The sequence below is a fragment of the Salipiger bermudensis HTCC2601 genome, assembly GCF_000153725.1.
Classification (GTDB): domain Bacteria; phylum Pseudomonadota; class Alphaproteobacteria; order Rhodobacterales; family Rhodobacteraceae; genus Salipiger; species Salipiger bermudensis.
In genome coordinates, this window is the sequence record NZ_DS022279.1 from 137,307 (window position 1) to 153,915 (window position 16,609).

The 16,609-nt window shown below is 66.3% G+C and carries 17 protein-coding genes; 7 read left to right on the forward strand and 10 right to left on the reverse strand.

From position 1 onward, the window contains the following. Nucleotides 1–87: 87 nt before the first annotated feature. Genes R2601_RS24560 through R2601_RS24585 form a run of 6 tightly spaced genes read left to right on the forward strand, consistent with a single transcriptional unit; the run spans nucleotide 88 to nucleotide 5,618 of the window. Nucleotides 88–315 (forward strand): hypothetical protein, encoded by a 228-nt coding sequence (locus R2601_RS24560; RefSeq protein ID WP_007803790.1) that lies wholly within the window; start codon nucleotides 88–90, stop codon nucleotides 313–315. Next, a complete protein-coding gene (locus tag R2601_RS24565) occupies nucleotides 312–1,706 on the forward strand; it encodes an Asp-tRNA(Asn)/Glu-tRNA(Gln) amidotransferase GatCAB subunit A (protein ID WP_007803792.1) in 1,395 nt (464 codons plus the stop codon). Before R2601_RS24560 ends, R2601_RS24565 begins: the two co-directional genes overlap by 4 nt. Continuing rightward, nucleotides 1,703–2,647: an ABC transporter permease gene (locus tag R2601_RS24570; protein ID WP_007803793.1), complete on the forward strand. Its 945-nt coding sequence runs from the start codon at nucleotides 1,703–1,705 to the stop codon at nucleotides 2,645–2,647. The genes R2601_RS24565 and R2601_RS24570 overlap by 4 nt, the downstream gene beginning before the upstream one ends. Nucleotides 2,648–2,657: 10 nt before the next feature. Continuing rightward, entirely contained in the window at nucleotides 2,658–3,554 is an 897-nt protein-coding gene (locus R2601_RS24575; RefSeq protein WP_040546065.1) for an ABC transporter permease, read from the forward strand. Then, on the forward strand, nucleotides 3,551–4,633 hold the full coding sequence (locus tag R2601_RS24580) for an ABC transporter ATP-binding protein (protein WP_007803797.1): 1,083 nt from the start codon (nucleotides 3,551–3,553) through the stop codon (nucleotides 4,631–4,633). Before R2601_RS24575 ends, R2601_RS24580 begins: the two co-directional genes overlap by 4 nt. Further along, nucleotides 4,626–5,618, forward strand: a complete 993-nt coding sequence (locus tag R2601_RS24585) for an ABC transporter ATP-binding protein (protein ID WP_007803799.1) — start codon at nucleotides 4,626–4,628, stop codon at nucleotides 5,616–5,618. The genes R2601_RS24580 and R2601_RS24585 overlap by 8 nt, the downstream gene beginning before the upstream one ends. Here R2601_RS24585 and R2601_RS24590 read toward each other — a convergent pair. The 7 genes from R2601_RS24590 to R2601_RS24620 form a co-directional block, all read right to left on the reverse strand. After that, nucleotides 5,594–6,523, reverse strand: a complete 930-nt coding sequence (locus tag R2601_RS24590) for a LysR family transcriptional regulator (RefSeq protein WP_007803801.1) — start codon at nucleotides 6,521–6,523, stop codon at nucleotides 5,594–5,596. The two genes, R2601_RS24585 and R2601_RS24590, sit on opposite strands and share 25 nt — an antisense overlap. Nucleotides 6,524–6,823: 300 nt before the next feature. Continuing rightward, a complete protein-coding gene (locus R2601_RS24595) occupies nucleotides 6,824–8,152 on the reverse strand; it encodes a TRAP transporter large permease (RefSeq protein ID WP_007803802.1) in 1,329 nt (442 codons plus the stop codon). Continuing rightward, the gene (locus R2601_RS24600; RefSeq protein ID WP_007803805.1) at nucleotides 8,149–8,712 is read right to left on the reverse strand and encodes a TRAP transporter small permease subunit; all 564 of its coding nucleotides are present in this window, start codon (nucleotides 8,710–8,712) and stop codon (nucleotides 8,149–8,151) included. The genes R2601_RS24595 and R2601_RS24600 overlap by 4 nt, the downstream gene beginning before the upstream one ends. 92 nt (nucleotides 8,713–8,804) lie before the next feature. Continuing rightward, nucleotides 8,805–9,863: a C4-dicarboxylate TRAP transporter substrate-binding protein gene (locus tag R2601_RS24605; protein WP_007803806.1), complete on the reverse strand. Its 1,059-nt coding sequence runs from the start codon at nucleotides 9,861–9,863 to the stop codon at nucleotides 8,805–8,807. Nucleotides 9,864–9,921: 58 nt separating this feature from the next. Then, the gene (locus R2601_RS24610; protein WP_007803808.1) at nucleotides 9,922–12,303 is read right to left on the reverse strand and encodes a xanthine dehydrogenase family protein molybdopterin-binding subunit; all 2,382 of its coding nucleotides are present in this window, start codon (nucleotides 12,301–12,303) and stop codon (nucleotides 9,922–9,924) included. Continuing rightward, nucleotides 12,300–12,800, reverse strand: coding sequence for a (2Fe-2S)-binding protein (locus tag R2601_RS24615; protein ID WP_007803810.1), 501 nt, complete (start codon nucleotides 12,798–12,800; stop codon nucleotides 12,300–12,302). The genes R2601_RS24610 and R2601_RS24615 overlap by 4 nt, the downstream gene beginning before the upstream one ends. Further along, nucleotides 12,797–13,630, reverse strand: coding sequence for an FAD binding domain-containing protein (locus tag R2601_RS24620; protein WP_007803811.1), 834 nt, complete (start codon nucleotides 13,628–13,630; stop codon nucleotides 12,797–12,799). Before R2601_RS24620 ends, R2601_RS24615 begins: the two co-directional genes overlap by 4 nt. 150 nt (nucleotides 13,631–13,780) lie before the next feature. On the opposite strand from R2601_RS24620, the gene R2601_RS24625 reads away from it, so the two are divergent. Further along, nucleotides 13,781–14,476 carry a TetR/AcrR family transcriptional regulator gene (locus tag R2601_RS24625; RefSeq protein ID WP_007803813.1) on the forward strand — a complete coding sequence of 232 codons (696 nt, stop codon included), beginning with the start codon at nucleotides 13,781–13,783 and terminating at the stop codon, nucleotides 14,474–14,476. Nucleotides 14,477–14,710: 234 nt separating this feature from the next. Here the strand turns inward: R2601_RS24625 and R2601_RS24630 are convergent, their stop codons facing one another. From R2601_RS24630 to R2601_RS24640, 3 genes are read right to left on the reverse strand one after another with little or no spacing between them, the layout of a single operon-like run. Further along, nucleotides 14,711–15,472, reverse strand: a complete 762-nt coding sequence (locus tag R2601_RS24630) for an SDR family oxidoreductase (RefSeq protein ID WP_007803815.1) — start codon at nucleotides 15,470–15,472, stop codon at nucleotides 14,711–14,713. A 9-nt stretch (nucleotides 15,473–15,481) separates the two neighbouring features. Beyond that, the gene (locus R2601_RS24635; protein WP_007803818.1) at nucleotides 15,482–16,297 is read right to left on the reverse strand and encodes an alpha/beta fold hydrolase; all 816 of its coding nucleotides are present in this window, start codon (nucleotides 16,295–16,297) and stop codon (nucleotides 15,482–15,484) included. Continuing rightward, nucleotides 16,294–16,608 (reverse strand): NIPSNAP family protein, encoded by a 315-nt coding sequence (locus tag R2601_RS24640; RefSeq protein WP_007803819.1) that lies wholly within the window; start codon nucleotides 16,606–16,608, stop codon nucleotides 16,294–16,296. The genes R2601_RS24635 and R2601_RS24640 overlap by 4 nt, the downstream gene beginning before the upstream one ends. Between the last annotated feature and the right edge of the window lies 1 nt (nucleotide 16,609).

Consider the following 16,609-nt stretch of genomic DNA (forward strand, 5'->3'; position numbering starts at 1 on the left):
GTCACGACACTCGTGACGAGTTTGCTGTTTCCGACCGAGCGTCCGGTTTCCGATAGTCCGGCCTGACCCAGTGAAAAGGATACCCCCATGGCCCGTGATGCCGCGACCCACTCAGGCGCACAGCGTGACGCCTACATCAATCATCGCCTCGCGCTGCTGGGGCTCGCGGCGGATGAGGCCAGCCTGTCACGCATCCGCGCCGTGGCGGACGATCTCGAGTTTTCCTTTGCCCGCGTGCGTCGTGCGCTGCCGTTCGGCGTTGAACCCTGCGCCGGCGCGACCACCGGTCTGGCGCGTGGGGAGCGCGTGAAATGAGCACCTCCTTCCTGACCATTGCCGAAGCCTCGGAACGGATCGCAGCCGGAACCCTGACCTCGGAGCAGCTGACGCGCGACTGCCTCGACCGGATCGCCGCCCTGAACGAGACGCTGCACGCCTTCGTGCTGGTGCGCGAAGACGAGGCCATGGCGGCCGCGCGCGCCGCCGATGCCGAGATCGCCGCCGGGCGGCGTATCGGTCCGCTGCACGGCATCCCCATGGGGATCAAGGACATCGTGGAAACCGCCGGGGTTCGCACCACGGGCCAGTCGGCGCTGTTTCTCGACCGCGTCCCCGAGCGCTCCGCCCATCTGTGGGAACGCCTCGAGGCCGCCGGTGCCATCCTGATCGGGAAGACCACCACGTGGGAGTTCGCCATCGGCGGCACCGCGCATGACCTGCCGTTTCCGCCCGCCCGCAACCCGTGGGACCCGAGCCGCGAAACCGGCGGGTCGTCTTCGGGGTCGGCGGCGGCGGTGGCGGCCGGCCTGTGTTCCGGCGCGATCGGCACCGACACAGGGGGATCGGTGCGGGTGCCGGCGGCATGGTGCGGCATTGCCGGGCTGAAGCCGACCTACGGTCTCGTGGGGCGGTCGGGCGTCTACCCGCTGTCGCATACGCTCGATCACCCCGGTCCGATGTGCTGGAGCTCCGAGGATTGCGCGCTGATGATGGAGGTGCTGGCCGGTGACGACCCGCGCGACGCCTCCACCCGTGCAGCACCGGCGCTGCCCTTCACCCGGCGCGTGACCGAAGGCGTGGCCGGACTGCGCATCGGGGTCTGGGACGCGATGACCGACCACATCCAGACCGATCCCGAGGTCGCCGACGCCATGTCTCGCGGCATCGACGCATTGCGTGAGGCGGGCGCGGAGGTGCGTTCCGTGACCCTGCCGCCGCTGAAGGAGATCGACGCGGTCTGCAACCTGATCTCGCGGTCGGAGAGTTTTGCCTATCATCGCGTCAATCTGGAAGAGCAGCCGGAGAAATACGGCTTCGAATCCCGTGCGCGCCTGCTTGCCGGCTCGATCATCGGTGCGGCCGAATATATCGAAGCGCAGCGCGTGCGCACACTCATCATCTCCGCCTTCGAGGACGCTTTCGAGGATTTCGACCTGATCGTCTGTGAAATGACCGGCTCGGTCGCGCCGCCGCATGGCGATGCCACCACCTACACCCGCCTCGGCTCGCGAGCGGGCAACGTTACCGGGCTTCCGGCGCATTCCGTCTGTACTGGCTTCGATGCGCAGGGCCTGCCGATGGCCATGCAGATCATTGGGCCGGCCTTCGCCGATGCGGTCCTGCTTGCTGCCGGGCACGTCGTCGAACAGGCCTGCGGTGCCCGCCAGACCCGCGCCCTGTCCCGGCCAAGAAAGGAATTGGCATGATCCGATATGCCCTGATCCGCATACTGTCGGCCATCCCGATCCTGCTCGGGGTGTCGGTGGTGAGCTTCGGGCTGCTCTTCCTGCAGCCCGGAAACCCGGTCGAGGCGCTGCTGCCGCTCGAGGCCTCGCCGCAGATCGCCGAGATGATGAAGCAGCAGCTCGGCTTTGATCAGCCGGTCTGGCGCCAGTATCTCGCCTGGCTGCAACGCACCGTGCAGGGCGACCTCGGAGTGTCGCTCTATGACGGGCTGCCGGTTGCCGGGCAGCTTGGCGGAGCGCTGTTCAACACCATGGTGCTGGCAATCCCGGCGGCAGTGCTGGCCTTCGTGCTGGGCGGGGCGCTTGGCCTCATCGCGGGCTACCACCGCAACACGTGGATCGACCGGTCGGCCAGCGCGCTGGCCATCGTCGGCGTTTCGCTGCCGCAATACTGGGTCGCGATCGTGCTCGTGGTGCTGTTTTCCGTGACGGTGAACTGGCTGCCGGCCTCTGGCATGGCCTCTCCTGACGGGATCCCGCGCAGCTTTTCCGATCTCTCCAACATGGTGATGCCGGTTCTCGCGCTGATGCTGGTGCCGATGGGCGTGGTGGCGCGCGTGGTGCGCGCCTCGGTGCAGGACATCCTGAGCCAGGATTTCATCGCCGGGTTGCAGGCCAAGGGCCTCGCGCGGGGGCGCATCCTGCGCCACGTGATCCGCAACGCCATGTCCGCCGCCCTGTCGGTGATGGGGCTCCAGTTCGGGTTCCTGATCGGCGGATCGATCCTGATCGAGGTGGTGTTCAACTGGCCGGGAAGCGGTCAGCTGCTCAACCTCGCGATCTTCCGGCGCGACATCCCCGTCCTGCAGGGAACCGTTGTCGTGGTCGCCGGGCTCTTCGTGCTCACCAACCTCGCGATCGATCTGGCGCAGGCCGCGATCGACCCCAGAATGCGGAGATAAGACCGTGACCATGACCCAACTGCAATCCGCAAGCCCGTCCGTCTCTGCCGCCGCGAAGGCCCCGGGGTACTGGCGATCCGTCGGTCAGCGCCTGATGCGCGACCGGGTCGGCATCGCCTCTGCGCTGGTCCTGCTGGCGATCGTGGTGTCGGCGCTGGCCGCGCCGCTGATCGCGCCGCACGACCCCAACAGCGGCTCGGTGATGACGCGTCTGAGCCCGATCGGCACGCCCGGCCACCTGCTGGGCACCGACGCCACCGGGCGCGACATTCTCAGCCGCCTGATCTGGGGCGGGCGCCTCTCGCTGCTTTCGGGGATCACGCCGGTGGTTCTGGCGACGCTGATCGGCGGCACGCTCGGCATCATCGCCGGCATGTCGGGCCGACTGGTCAACGGCATCATCATGCGGATCACCGATATCTTCTTTGCCTTTCCCTCGATCCTGCTGGCAGTGGCGATCTCGGGCGTGCTGGGCAACGGTCTGGGCAATACGCTGGTCTCGCTGACCGTCGTCTTCGTCCCGCAGGTGCTGCGCGTCGCCGAAAGCGCCACGGTGCAGATCGCGCGCCAAGATTATGTCGATGCGGCCCGGGCCACGACCGCCAGCCGCCTTCTCATCATGACAAGCCAGGTCCTGCCCAACGTGCTGAGCCCGATCCTGGTCTTCGCGACCAGCCTGATCGCAGTCAGCCTCGTGGTTGCGGCGGGCCTCAACTTCATCGGTCTCGGCGTCGCGCCGCCGGCGGCGGAATGGGGATCGATGCTGAACGAGCTGCGCGACGCCATCTACATCAACCCGACGCTCTCGATCCTGCCGGGCGTGATGATCGTGGCGACCTCTGTCTGTTTCAACCTGCTGAGCGACAGCCTCGGTTCCGCAATGAACATCCGGGAGACCGACAAATGACGCAACATATCCGTACAGAGAGCCTCGGGCTGCCGGATGTCGGCGGCCCCGCCCAGCCGCTTCTGATCGTGCGCGACCTGAAGAAGCACTTCCCCGTGCGCTCGGGGCTGATGGGCAAGGCCGAGAAGGTGCATGCGGTCGATGGCGTCTCGTTTCGGATCGGGAAGGGCGAAACCCTTGGCATCGTGGGTGAATCCGGGTGCGGGAAATCGACGACGACGCGGCTTCTTCTGGATCTGACGAGGCGCGATGCGGGCGAAATCATCTTCGACGGTCGCGGCCTTGGCGGCGGGCGTGACGGCATCTCGCTCAAGGAGCTGCGCCGTGGCATGCAGATGGTGTTTCAGGACAGCTCGACCTCGCTGAACCCGCGGGCGCGCATCCTCGACATCGTGATGTTCCCGCTGCGCGCGGCCGGCGTCGACCGGACCAAGGCCCGGGACCGTGCGAGCATGCTGCTCGACCGCGTCGGTCTGCACCCGCAGGCCTTCGGGCACCGCTTTGCCCATGAGCTCTCCGGCGGCCAGCGTCAGCGGGTCAACATCGCCCGCGCGCTGGCCACGGCGCCGCGTCTCGTCATCCTCGACGAGGCGGTTTCGGCGCTCGACAAATCGGTCGAGGCCGATGTGCTGAACCTGCTTGCCGATCTGAAGGCCGAAGAGGGGCTGACCTATCTTTTCATCTCGCACGATCTTGGCGTGGTGCGCGAGGTCTCGGATCGCGTGATGGTCATGTATCTCGGCCAGATCGCGGAAATCGGCCCGGCCGAAACCATCTACGACCGTCCGGGCCATCCCTACACGCGCGCGCTGCTCGCCGCCGTGCCGAGCCTCGATCCGGCGAAGCAGATCGCGGAACCGCCGCTGAAGGGGGATCCGCCGAACCCGATCAATCCCGAGCCGGGGTGCCGTTTCCGTGCCCGGTGCCCTTATGCCGAAGGGGTCTGCAAGGCGATCGATCCTGCGCCCGTGCCGGTCGGAGAGGTCGAAATCAGTTGCCATATGTGCAACCGGGCCTCGGGCCACAGTCAGGCCGCAGACTGGCTCGACGCGCTTACCAAGGAGACTGCAGATGCTTGATTTCACCAATCAGGGTACACCGTTGCTGAGCCTGCGCGATCTGTCGGTCCGGTTTCGCAAGGGCAAGGGCCATGTGCATGCGGTGAACGGTGTGGATCTCGATCTGGCGCCCGGCGAGACCGTGGGCCTGCTGGGAGAATCCGGATCCGGAAAGAGCATCACCCTGCGCTCCATCATGCGCCTGCTGCCCGACAGTGCCGCGCTTGGCGGCAAGATCAGCTTCGACGGGCAGGACGTGACGCAGCTGAACCGGCGCGGCCTGCGCAGTCTGCGCGGGGCAGGGATCGGCATGGTGTTCCAGGAACCGCTGGTGGCAATGGACCAGACCTTCACGGTCGGCGATCAGATCGTCGAGGCGATCCGGGCCCACGAGACGATCTCGCGGGGCGAGGCGCGCAAGCGCGCGCTCGAGCTTCTGGAGCTGGTCCAGATCCCGTCTGCGCGGCGGCGTCTGGACAGCTTTCCGCAGGAGCTCTCGGGCGGGATGCGGCAACGGGTGATGATTGCCGTGGCCCTGGCCGCGCGGCCACGCCTCCTGCTGGCGGATGAACCGACCACCGCGCTCGACGTGACGGTGCAGATCCAGATCCTTCTGCTGCTGCGCGAGATCCAGCGCGAATTCGGCATGGCGATGATCTTTGTCACCCACGACATCGGCGTTGCGGCGCAGGTCTCCGACCGGCTCGCAGTGATGTACGGGGGCCGTATCGTCGAGAGCGGCCCGGCGGGGCAGCTGTTGGCCGCGCCCGAACACCCCTATGCCGAAGGTCTGATCTCTGCGGCCAGGGGGCACCGCGACGGCGCGGGCCGCCTGATGGGGATCCCCGGTCGCCCGCCGCGGCTGGAGCAGGCGCCGCAGGGCTGCAGCTTTGCGCCCCGCTGTCCGCGCGCGATCGGCGCCTGCGCGGAAAGCCTGCCGGAGTTGGTGGCCACCGGGCGCACTGACCACGCGGTGGCCTGCTACGTGCCAACTTCGCGCGGATAGGGCCTTGGCGCGTCGTCATCGCGGGTCAGGATGTCCGCGAGGAAATCCACGAAACAGCGGATGCGGGCGTTCAGGTTGCGGCGGTCGTGGTAGACCGCATAGAGCGGGATGCCCTGCGTCGGGCGGAACCGTGGTAGCAGCTCGACCAGCCGCCCGGCCCTGAGATCATCGCGAACCTGATAGGTCATCAGGTTCGCGATCCCGACCCCGCTCAGCGCCAGCTGGCGCAGCATCGAGCCCTGGCTGGCGCGGAAGGCGCCATGGACCGGCTGCGGGCGCAATTCTCCGGCTTCTTCGAACTGCCAGGTGTTGAAGACCTCGCGCGTGCTCAGGATGCAGTTGTGATCGCGCAGGTCCGTCGGGCGCTGGGGCCTGCCCCGGCGCTCGAGATAGCTTGGCGCGGCACAGACCAGCAGTGGCGTGTAGCACAGTCGCCGCGCGACAAAGGTATCGCGGACCGGGGGTTCGTGCGAGATCGTGATGTCGACCCCTGCCTCGATCGGATCGACGTAGCCGTTGCGCAGGTGGAACGCGATGTCGATCTCGGGGTAGGCGGCGTGGAACTCGTGCATCATCGGGCCGATCCTCGCCTCCGCGGTCGACGCGGAGACCGAAACACGCAGCTTGCCCTTCGCCTGCAGTTTCGAGCCTGAAACGCTGGCCTCGGCGTCCTGCATGGCCTCGATGGCGCGGCAGCAGCCGTGATAGAAGGTGAGCCCTTCGGACGTGGCGACAAAATGCCGGGTATCGCGGTCGACAAGACGCACGCTCAGCGCGGCTTCGAGGCGGTTGATCGCCTTGCTCACCGTGGACGGGCTGATCGCGAGCCGGCGGGCGGCGGCGGCGAAGCCCTGTTCCTCGACCGCGGCGACGAAAAGATGCATGTCGGAATTGGTGTGCAGCACGATTGGTCCCTCTGCGCCCTCCTTCGGTGGCGCCGCCGCGGGGAACAAGAGACCGCGTGGTCAACGCCTTAATGCGCGATCGGAAGGTGACCAATTGTCATGCACAATGGCCGGCTATGCTGAATTCCTGACCACAGAGCACGGTGCGGGCGGCGCCCGGACAAGGGCTTTCCGGGCGGACAGGCTGAGCAGGCGGCCCTCTCCCGTACGCAGGAAGCCGCCTTTCGCCTTTTTCCAACGCCTGCGGATCCGGGATCAACTCGGGAGCCGGACGCTTTGCGTCACGTCGGCTCAGCGTCGCTAGAGGAATAGGGTGACGGTGACGGGCAACAGGGCAACGAGGATCAGCACCAGCATCATGACCGCGATGAACGGAAGTGTCGCCGCAAAGATCTGTTCGACTGACACATTCGGATCGTTCAGCGTGTTGTGGACCGTGAAGACCGAAATGCCGAACGGCGGTGTCAGGAGGCCGATCTCCACCGCGAGCACGGTCACGATGCCGAAATGCATGAGGTCCACCCCAAGCCCCTGTGCGATCGGCGCAGCGATGGGGACCATGATCAGAAGGATGGAGGTGCTGTCGAGGATCATCCCCATCAGGAGAATGATCGCCGCATAGAAGAAGATGAAGCCGAGCGGCCCGAACCCGGAGTCGGACACGAGGCCCGCGATGGCGTTCGGCAGGCCCGCGATCGCCAGCATGCGCGAATAGAACGAGGCGGCGATCAGAAGCAGCAGGATCGAGACGGAGATCACGCCCGTCTGCTTCATCACCTGCCAGAGCTTGTGGCGGTCGAGGCTCCTGCGCGACAGGGCAACGAGAAGCGCGCCGAAGGCGCCGACGCCGCCGGCCTCGGTCGGGGTGAAGAAGCCCGAGTAGAGGCCCCCGAGAACGAGAATGACGAGAAGGATGATCGGGATCAGCTTGCGGATCATCTCGCCCAGAGGCATGGGCGTGACATCTCTGTCCAGCCTGCGTGCGCGGGTGCTGTCGGGGTCGGTCAGCACGAAGCGCGGGGCCAGCATGGTCACCCCGACAAGCATGGCGACGAAGCCCCCCGCGAGCATCAGCCCCGGGATGATGCCGGCAATGAACATGCCGCCGATGGAGACCTCGGCCAGCACCCCGTAGATGATCAGCAGCAGACTTGGCGGGATCAGCATGCCCAGCACGGAGGACCCCGCGACCGTGCCTGCGGAAAATGCAGGTCGATAGCCGTGGCGTGTCATTTCCGGCACCGCAACGCGTGTAAAGACCGCGGCGGAGGCGATCGACACGCCGGTGACGGCGGCGAAGATCGTGTTTGCCGCCACCGTGGCGACCCCGAGCCCGCAGATCATGCGCCGCAGCAGCTCTTCCGCGACCGCGAACGTGTCGCGCCCGACGTTGGACACGCTCACGAGCAACCCCATGAGGACGAAGAGCGGGATGGTGGCAAACAGGTAGTCGGCGATGCCGGAATAGGCCGTCAGCTCGAGCATTCTGAATGCCAGGCCGATATTGTCGCGAATGATCCAGATGCCGACGAAGGCGATGGAAAACAGCGCATACGCGATCTGCATGCCGAGCAGCACGAGGGCGATGAGCACGGCAATGAGCAGGAAGCCGATGGTCAGGGTGGTCATGGCGCGGCCTTCAATGTCTGAAACTCCCGGGTCACCCGGTAGAGGGCGGCGAGGGTCGCGGTGGCGGCGCCCAGCACGGTGATCCCGCGGAAGGGCCAGGTCGGTATGGTCCAGACGCCCTGCACCCCGAAGAATTCGCCGCTTGCCCAGGCCGAGGTGAACTTCGGCCACGATGACCAGACGATCAGCGCGAAGACGATCGCGCCGACGAGGCAGAAGCACATTTCCATGAGCGCCACGGCCCGAGGCGAGCTGCGTGCGATCCGCCGCACGAGGAAATCGGCGCGGGTGAGGCGCAGTTGCAGGATCGCCGCCGGAACCTGAAGGAAGACGATGGCAACAACGGTGCGTCCGGCGATTTCCGAGACGCCGGTGATCGGGAGGTCGAGCAGGTTGCGCCCGATCACGTCAGCCACGATCAGCAGCATGAGCGCCCCGATGGCGGCAGTCCCGATGGCCGACATGGCAGCTGCAAGGCTGCCGAGAACTGCGCCCACGGGGGCGTCCGAAAACGCCGGGACGAACTGGTCCTCCGGGGTCGCGCTGGTGTCTTCGCTCATGAATACCTGCCCTTGGTGACCAATCCTGCCGCATGGTCGGCCCGACCTTCGCAGGTCGGGACGGGGTGATCAGATGCGTCGTCCGGGACGGGTCACAGACCCTCGGCCCAGTTCCGCGCAGGCGTCGCGCCACGGTCCGCAAGGGCATCGAAATACGCCTTCAGGACGGTCTTTCCGGCCTCGCCCGTCTGCTCCAGCCACGGCTCGACGATGTTCGGCAGCCCGTCGACCCACTTGGCCTTTTCCGCATCGGGCAATTCGTGGATCGTGAGACCGGCCGCCTGCATCTCGTCCAGAGCGCGGGCCGCGAGGTCCGCGACGTAGTCTCCGTGAGCGACCGACGTGGCCTGCGCCGCCTCGCGGAAGGCGGCCTGGACGGCGTCTGGAAGGCCTTCGAAGAAGTCCTGGTTGGCCGCGATTCCGCCGAAATACATCGAGCCGATGCCGACGCGGGTCAGTTCCGGAGCGACCTCGTAGACGCGGGTCGGCAGGATCCCGGAGGCGAAGGACAGGGTGCCCTCGGTCACGCCGGTCTGAATGTTGGTATAGTAGGTGGTCAGCGCGCCATCGACGGGGGTCGCACCGGTTTCCCGCAGCCAGTTGGCGGACGTGCCGGGGGCGTTCAGCTTGCGGTTCTGGAGGTCCTCCATCGTGCTGACCGGGAAGGTGGCGTAAATGTCGTAGCTGTCGGTGATCAGCGACGAGAGGTGGACCATGCCATTCTCCGACCAGCTGTCCTTCAGCTCTGGCAGGTTCTCCGAAAGATCATCGAAGATCTCGATGATCATGCGGTGATCCTCGGTCGCGAAGGGCGTGAAATAGGTCACGTTCTGGAGCGGCATGTTCGCCCCCTCCCACACCGTGCCGACCATGCCCACGTCGACGATGCCGTCCATGACCGCCTCGCGCGTGTCGGTGAACTTGTAGAGCGTGCCGGAGTAGTTCTCGACCCAGTTCACCTGGTACTCGTTGCCGTTCTCCTCGAGGATGCGGTTCACCTCCGGCTGGAAGGTGTTCTTCATCGCGTAGACCCAGATGTTGGCCTCCGGGTGCGATGAGCCGATGTTGACGGTGATGCTCTGCTGCGCCAGCGCGGCGCTGCCCATCAGGACAGCGCAAACGCCGGTGGTCGCGAATTTCATGAAAGTCATTGGGTCTCCTCCCTTTTGTCAGGGCGCTCTCCCGACGCCCCTTTGCAGTCTGTTCGTGTCAGTCCTCGATCGTTCCGAGCGCACGCAGGATGCGTTCCGGTGTGAAGGGCATCTCGGTGATCTGGCCGCCGAGCGGGCGCAGCGCATCGTTGATCGCGTTCATGACCGCGGCGGGCGCCCCGGCCGTGCCGGCCTCTCCCGCGCCCTTGGCCCCCAATTCGCTTTCCGCAGTCGGTGTTTCGACGTGGCCGATGATCATGTCCGGCATCTCGGCCGCCATCGGCACGAGGTAATCTGCCATCGACCCGTTCAGAAGCTGGCCGTCACTGTCGTAGTGTATCTCCTCGTAAAGCGCCCCGCCGAGCCCTTGCACGATACCGCCCCGGATCTGCTCGTCGACGAGCTGCGGGTTGATGACCCGCCCGCAATCCTCGACGCACCAATGCTTCAGCAGGGTGACAACCCCGGTTTCAGTGTCCACCTCGAGGTAGGACGCCTGCACGCCGTTGGTGAACGCGAAGGGGTAGTCCATCGTGATGAAGTGGCGGGTCTGTACCAGTTCGCGCGGCAGGTCCTTTGGCAGCGTATCGCCGCGGAAGTAGACGATGCGGCCCAGCTCCTCGAGCGGCAAGCGTGGCGCGCCGCTGTCGCTGTCGACCACCTGGCCGTCGCGAATGTCGAGCGCGCCCGGATCCGCCTGCAGCATGGATGCTGCGACCTCGAGGATGGACTGCCGAAGCGCCCGCGCGGCCTGCAAGGCAGCCTCGCCCCCGATGCCTGCGCCACGCGAGGCCCAGGTGCCGCCGCCATAGGGCGTGACCTGCGTATCGCCGGTGATGACGCGCACGGTGGACGGAGACACGCCGACGCCCTCGGCGACAACCTGGCTGAGCATCGCCTCGGTGCCCTGTCCCTGCTCGGTGACGCCCGACAGCGCGACGATCGAGCCGTCAGGGTCCATGCGGACGGTACAGCCGTCCTGCGCCGAGATGCGGGCCCCGCCGATGCCATACATGAAGGGCGACGGGTTCGTCAGCTCGATGAAGGAGGCGATGCCGATGCCGCGAGACTTGCCTTGCTTGCGCGCCTCGGCCTGATCGGCCCGCAGCGCATCGTAGTCCATCATCTCCATCAACTTGGTCATGGACGCGTGATGCGACAGCCCCTCGAACCGCATCTTCGCGGGCGACGTCACCGGGTAGCAGTCGTCGGCGTACATGTTGCGGCGCCGGATCTCCACCGGGTCCATGCCGATGGCGGCGGCGGCCATGTCGACCAGCCCCTCGGTGATCGCCACGGCAATCGGGTGCCCCACGGCGCGGTACTGGCAGGTCGGGGCCTTGTTCTGGAAGACCACGGTGGTCTTTGCGCGGTAGTTCGCGAACTCATACGGTCCGCCGCAGAGGTTCACCACCTGGTTGCCCTCGATGGCCGAGGTGCGGGGATAGACGGAATAGGGGCCGATGCCGGTCCAGTCGTCCACGTCGATGGCGAGGATCTTGCCCTCCGCATCCAAGGCGATCTTCGCCTCGATCTCGTGATCCCTCGCATGGATGTCGGTGGAGAAACTCTCCAGCCGGTCGGCGATGAACTTCACCGGGCGGCCCATGATCCTCGCAATGGCAGCGGTGGCCACTTCGTCCGGATAGACGTGGACCTTGATCCCGTAAGAGCCGCCAACATCGCCACAAATCACCCGGACGCGGCTTTCCGGCAGGTCCAGGTGCGTGGCCAGGACCGTCTGGATCATGTGCGGCGCCTGCGTGGCGTGATACGCGGTCATCTGTCCCTCGGCCGGGTTCCAGTCGACGAGGATCGACCGCGGCTCAAGCGTCACGCCGGTATGGCGGGCGGTGCGGAACTGCGCCGAGACCACCTTGTGTGCCGAGGCCATCGCGGCCTCCACGTCACCTTCCTCGTGCAGGCGCTGGAAGGCGAGGTTGTCCCCGAGATCGGGGTGGATCAGCGGCGTGTCCGCGTCGAGCGCGGTCATCGTGTCCGTCACCGCAGGCAACGGTTCGTAATCCACATCGATCAGGGCGACGGCATTCTCGGCGGCGGCACGGGTGGAGGCGACGACGGCCACGACAGGTTCCCCGACCCACGTGGCGCGGTCCACGGCAAGCGCATGCTGGGGCGGCGACTTCAGGCCCTTGAGATGCGCCAGTACGCCGACCCACGGCGTGCAGACCTTCGCGATGTCGGCACCGGTAAAGATGCGCAGCACGCCCTTCACGGCCTGCGCCTCGCCGCTGTCGATCTCCTTGATACGGGCATGGGCAAAGGGCGAGCGGACGAATGCCACGTGCACCATCCGGGGCAGGGTGATGTCATCGACGTAACGCCCCCTGCCTTGCACCAGCTTGGGCGCGTTCGGACGGGGCACGGTCTTGCCGATGTAGGAATTGGGCCTGTCCGGGTTTCCGAATGCGATGGTCATGACAGGCCCTTTCCAGCGCGTGCCCGCGCGACGCTTTCCACCACGTCCACGATCGCTTCGTAGCCGGTGCAGCGGCAATAGTTGCCGGACAGATGTTCCCGGATCTCGGCCCGCGTGGGGCGTGCAACCTGCGCCAGAAGCTCCTCGGCGGCGACGAGCATGCCCGGCGTACAGAAGCCGCATTGCAGCGCGTTGCGCGCGACGAAAGCGTCCTGAAGATCGTTGATCGACCCGCTGTCGGTGAGCCCTTCGACGGTCCAGACCTCGGCACCATCCACCTGCGCCGCAAGAGTCAGGCAGCCGCGCACCGACTGGCCGTCCACCCGGACGGTGCAGGCACCGCAGACTCCGTGCTCGCAACTGGCATGCGCCCCGGTGAGCCCCTGTTCGGTCCGCAGGAAATCGATCAGATGCTGGCCGGCGGGCACGCGGGCCTCCACTGGCTCTCCGTTCACGGTCAGCGAAACATCCACCTTGTCGCGAAACGCTTGTGTCATGCGGTCTCTCCTTCGATGCGGGCGATGGCGCGTCGCAGGAGGACCCCTGCGAGGTGCCGCCGGTAGCTCGCGGTGGCCTGGGTGTCCGACGACGGTTCGATCTCCGCGCGCAGCGCCTCGACGGCGGCGTCGGCATCCCCGGCGTCAAGCGCGGTCATCGCGCCCTTGGCGAGGATCGGAACCGGCCCGGCGGAAAACACGCTCAGCCTGTGCCCGGCGGACCGACGCACGAGGCACAGACCGGTCAGGGCATAATCGCCGGAGCGCCGGGCCATCTCTTCGATGACATGTCGTTCACCGGGCTCGGCCTTCGGAACCGAAATCGCGGTCAGGATCTCGTCTTCGGCGAGCGCGGTGGTGAAGACATCCTCGAAAAATGCCTCTGCCGGTATGTCTCGGTCGCCGTCGGGGCCGTGCGCATGCAGGGTCGCCCCGAGCGCAAGGATGCAGGCGGGAAATTCCGCAGCCGGATCGGCGTGGGCAAGAGCGCCACCGATCGTGCCGCGATTTCGGATCGCCGCGTGGGCAATAAAGCGCACGGCGTCTGACAAGAGCGGGGCGTGCTGGCGCAGCAGGGGATCGCGTCCGATCTCGGCGTGACGCGTCAGGGCGCCGATCCGCAGGCGCTCGCCGTCCTCCGCAACGCCGGACAGGCCGGGGATTTTCGAGATGTCGATCAGCATGTCGCCTTCGGACAGGCGCATGTTCATCGCTGCGATCAGGCTCTGCCCTCCCGCGAGGAACCGGCCGGCGCCTTCGGAGCCTGCCATCAGTTCCAGTGCGTGGGGCACGTCGACGGCCCGGGCGTAGCCACCCGCTGATGCCTTCATGATTGTATCCTCCCTACAGGAAAGCGATCCCGACATGCTGTCTTAATGATCGGTTGCTCACTCCTGTTGATCGGATGATCTATTATTTTCTGAGCATTTCAAGAAAAATTTGCTAAACGGAATTCGGGACGACAGAACGAGGGCATCGGCTTGGACGGCACAACGGGACAGGACGGCGATATCGGCACGCGACGCAGGCTGCCGCCGCGGGAGCGCCGCGAGCAGATCGTCGCCGAGGCTGTCCGCTTCTTCGCGGAGGTCGGCCTCGACGGCAACACGCGGCAGTTGGCGAAGCGGCTCGGGGTGACGCAGTCGCTTCTTTTCAAATACTTCGCCACCAAGGAGGACCTGCTCGAAGCGGTCTACGAGCGGGTTTATCTCGGCCGCTTGTCGGCAGACTGGCCTACCCGCATGGCGGACCGCTCAACCCCGCTGAGGACCCGGCTTCTGGAGTTCTACACGGAATACAGCGGTCTGATCTTCGAGCACGACTGGATGCGAATCTTCATGTTCTCGGGTCTTGCCGGGGCGGCGCTGAACCATCGCTATCTCGAGCATCTGAGCGAAACGATTCTCACGCCGGTTCTTGCAGAGACGGCCGCCTTGGCGACGACAGACAAGCAGCCGACCATGGAGGACATCTGGAACCTGCATGGCGGCATCGTCTATATTGGCATCCGCAAGCACATCTACGGACTGCCGACACCGGACTGCCCGGACGCAGCGATCGCCAACGCGATCGACAAGTATCTCAGCTATTTCGATATCGGGTACGGCAAGGACGCATCCCCGCACATTTCGCGTCCCGACCGGCCGGATGATGGCCCTCCCGCGCCCGGAGACTAGCACTGCTGTCGGCGAAGCCCGACGCTTCGAACCGCGCTCCGCCCCGCAGGCGTCTCACGCCAGGCCTTGCAGGCCCTCGAAGCTCAATGCGCCGAAGCCGCTGAGCACACGAGGGGCCGGTCCAAGATCCAAAGTCTGCCCTGCAGGCCCTCCAGCCGCGGGAAGCTTGGGAGAGCCGATCGATCAGGGCTTTCTCCCGCCGCAGCAAAGGCCGAGCGGCGGCGGGGCGGGTCGTCAGCGTATGGTCCAGCCGCCATCGACCACGAGGGTCGAACCGGTGCAGAATGTCGCATCGTCGCTGGCAAGGAAGAGGATCGCGTTCGCGATCTCTTCGGGGCGCCCCATCCGGCCCATGACCTGCCGGTCCTCAAGGCCCTTGCGCAGCGCGGCCGCGTCCGGGGACTTGGCGAAGATCTCGGTGAAGTAGGGCGTTTCGATGGTGCCGGGGGCGACGCAGTTCACGCGGATATTGGCATCGGCGTGGTCGATGGCCATGGCACGGGTCAGCGCTGAGACCGCGCCTTTCGAGGCGGTGTAGGCGGCCCGGTTGGCGATGCCCACGATGGCCCCACCCGACGCGGTGCTGACGATGATGCCGCCGCCCTGCGCGGTGAAGATCGGCACCGCGTGCTTGCAGCCAAGATAGACGCCGCGCACGTTGACCGAGAACAGTGCGTCCCAATCCTCGACGCTGGTGTCGGCGACGGTTCCAGCGATGCCATAGCCCGCGTTGTTCACGAGGATGTCGAGCCGGCCGTGCCGCTCGACCACGCCATCGAGCAGCGCCTTGACCTCGGCCTCGACAGAGACATCGAAGGCCACGGCTTCGGCCGCCGCGCCGGTGTCACGCAGCTCCTGCGCGACGGTCTCGGCGGCGTCTTCATTGCGGTCGGCGACGATGACGACCGCCCCTTCGCGCGCAAAGCGTCTGGCGGTTTCGTGACCGATCCCGGACGCGGCGCCGGTGATCACGGCGATCTTGTCTTGCAGTCTCATAATGTCCTCTCAGCTTGTCATGGTCTCGGCGCGGCCTGAGAGCCAGTCTGCGACCAGCGGCGCAAATGTCTCGGTTCGCGAGCCGGGGTAGAAATGGCCGCCATCGGGCAGGAGCCGGAGCTCGGCGCCAGCCAGCTCGGCAGCAAGGTCCTCTTGCAGGAAGGCCGGAACGATCATGTCGTCGCGCGCACCCAGCACCAGAGTGCGCGCAGCAACGCGGCCGATCTGGTCGGACCCGTCATAGGCCAGCAGGGCGCGGATGCGTTCGGCGACGATGGCCTGCTTGGCGGGATCGGTCGGCGGGGTCGCGGTGGCGCGTTCGTATTTCGTCCAGTTCGCCTCGAGCCATTCGGGCGCATAGGAGAGCAGCGCGGCGCTCTCGGCATAGGCGGCAGGGTCGGTCGCGAGCAGGCGGAGGCGGAATTCGAACAGCGCCTTCAGGTAGTTGCCGGGCCGCAGCCATGCGGCGCTGAGCACCAGATTGCGCACCCGTTCGGCGGCGGTGACCGCAATGGTCTGCACGATACAGCCGCCGGTGGAGTGGCCGAGGAAATCCGCGCTCTCGACCCCCATGGCGTCACAGACGGTGAGCACGTCGGCGGCGAGCTGCGCGATATCGACCGGCGCGCTGCCGCGGCTCGATCCGGCGATGCCGCGCTGATCGAAGGTGATGAGCTCGAACTCCGAGCCCAGCAGGGCGATGGCTGGATCCCAGAATCCGGCGGTCCCGCCGAGGCCGCTCACAAGCACCAGCGGCTGCCCCTGTCCGTGCCGACGGGCCTTGAGCTTTGCGCCGTCGGGGGTGGTGACGACAAGCTCGGTCATTGCAGCGGCGAGAAGTCGACGGGTGTCAGGATGCGTGTGTTCTGGCTCTGGATCAGGCCGTCCACCATGGCGAGATAGGCGCTCCATTCCGGGTCTGCCAGCATCCGGGCCCGCATCTCGGCGCGCTGGTCGAGGCTCTCGTAGCCCCAGAGCGCGACCACGTGGTTCAGCTCTCCGATCTCAGTGGTGAAATAGGAGATGAAGGTGCCGAGGTGCTTCTTCTGCAGCTCGACACCGTGGTCCCGGTAGAGGCCGACGAAGGTTTGCAGCTTGCCGGGTTTGATGTGGTAATCGCGTTCTTCGTAGATCATG

Excerpts from the sequence above, each read along its gene's own strand:
- R2601_RS24630 (WP_007803815.1), bottom strand. The coding sequence starts at position 15,472 with ATGAGACTGCAAGACAAGATCGCCGTGATCACCGGCGCCGCGTCCGGG.
- R2601_RS24640 (WP_007803819.1), bottom strand. The coding sequence starts at position 16,608 with ATGATCTACGAAGAACGCGATTACCACATCAAACCCGGCAAGCTGCAA.
- R2601_RS24600 (WP_007803805.1), bottom strand. The coding sequence starts at position 8,712 with ATGAGCGAAGACACCAGCGCGACCCCGGAGGACCAGTTCGTCCCGGCG.
- R2601_RS24575 (WP_040546065.1), top strand. The coding sequence starts at position 2,658 with ATGACCCAACTGCAATCCGCAAGCCCGTCCGTCTCTGCCGCCGCGAAG.
- R2601_RS24565 (WP_007803792.1), top strand. The coding sequence starts at position 312 with ATGAGCACCTCCTTCCTGACCATTGCCGAAGCCTCGGAACGGATCGCA.
- R2601_RS24580 (WP_007803797.1), top strand. The coding sequence starts at position 3,551 with ATGACGCAACATATCCGTACAGAGAGCCTCGGGCTGCCGGATGTCGGC.
- R2601_RS24635 (WP_007803818.1), bottom strand. The coding sequence starts at position 16,297 with ATGACCGAGCTTGTCGTCACCACCCCCGACGGCGCAAAGCTCAAGGCC.
- R2601_RS24615 (WP_007803810.1), bottom strand. The coding sequence starts at position 12,800 with ATGACACAAGCGTTTCGCGACAAGGTGGATGTTTCGCTGACCGTGAAC.
- R2601_RS24595 (WP_007803802.1), bottom strand. The coding sequence starts at position 8,152 with ATGACCACCCTGACCATCGGCTTCCTGCTCATTGCCGTGCTCATCGCC.
- R2601_RS24585 (WP_007803799.1), top strand. The coding sequence starts at position 4,626 with ATGCTTGATTTCACCAATCAGGGTACACCGTTGCTGAGCCTGCGCGAT.
- R2601_RS24610 (WP_007803808.1), bottom strand. The coding sequence starts at position 12,303 with ATGACCATCGCATTCGGAAACCCGGACAGGCCCAATTCCTACATCGGC.
- R2601_RS24560 (WP_007803790.1), top strand. The coding sequence starts at position 88 with ATGGCCCGTGATGCCGCGACCCACTCAGGCGCACAGCGTGACGCCTAC.
- R2601_RS24605 (WP_007803806.1), bottom strand. The coding sequence starts at position 9,863 with ATGACTTTCATGAAATTCGCGACCACCGGCGTTTGCGCTGTCCTGATG.
- R2601_RS24620 (WP_007803811.1), bottom strand. The coding sequence starts at position 13,630 with ATGAAGGCATCAGCGGGTGGCTACGCCCGGGCCGTCGACGTGCCCCAC.
- R2601_RS24570 (WP_007803793.1), top strand. The coding sequence starts at position 1,703 with ATGATCCGATATGCCCTGATCCGCATACTGTCGGCCATCCCGATCCTG.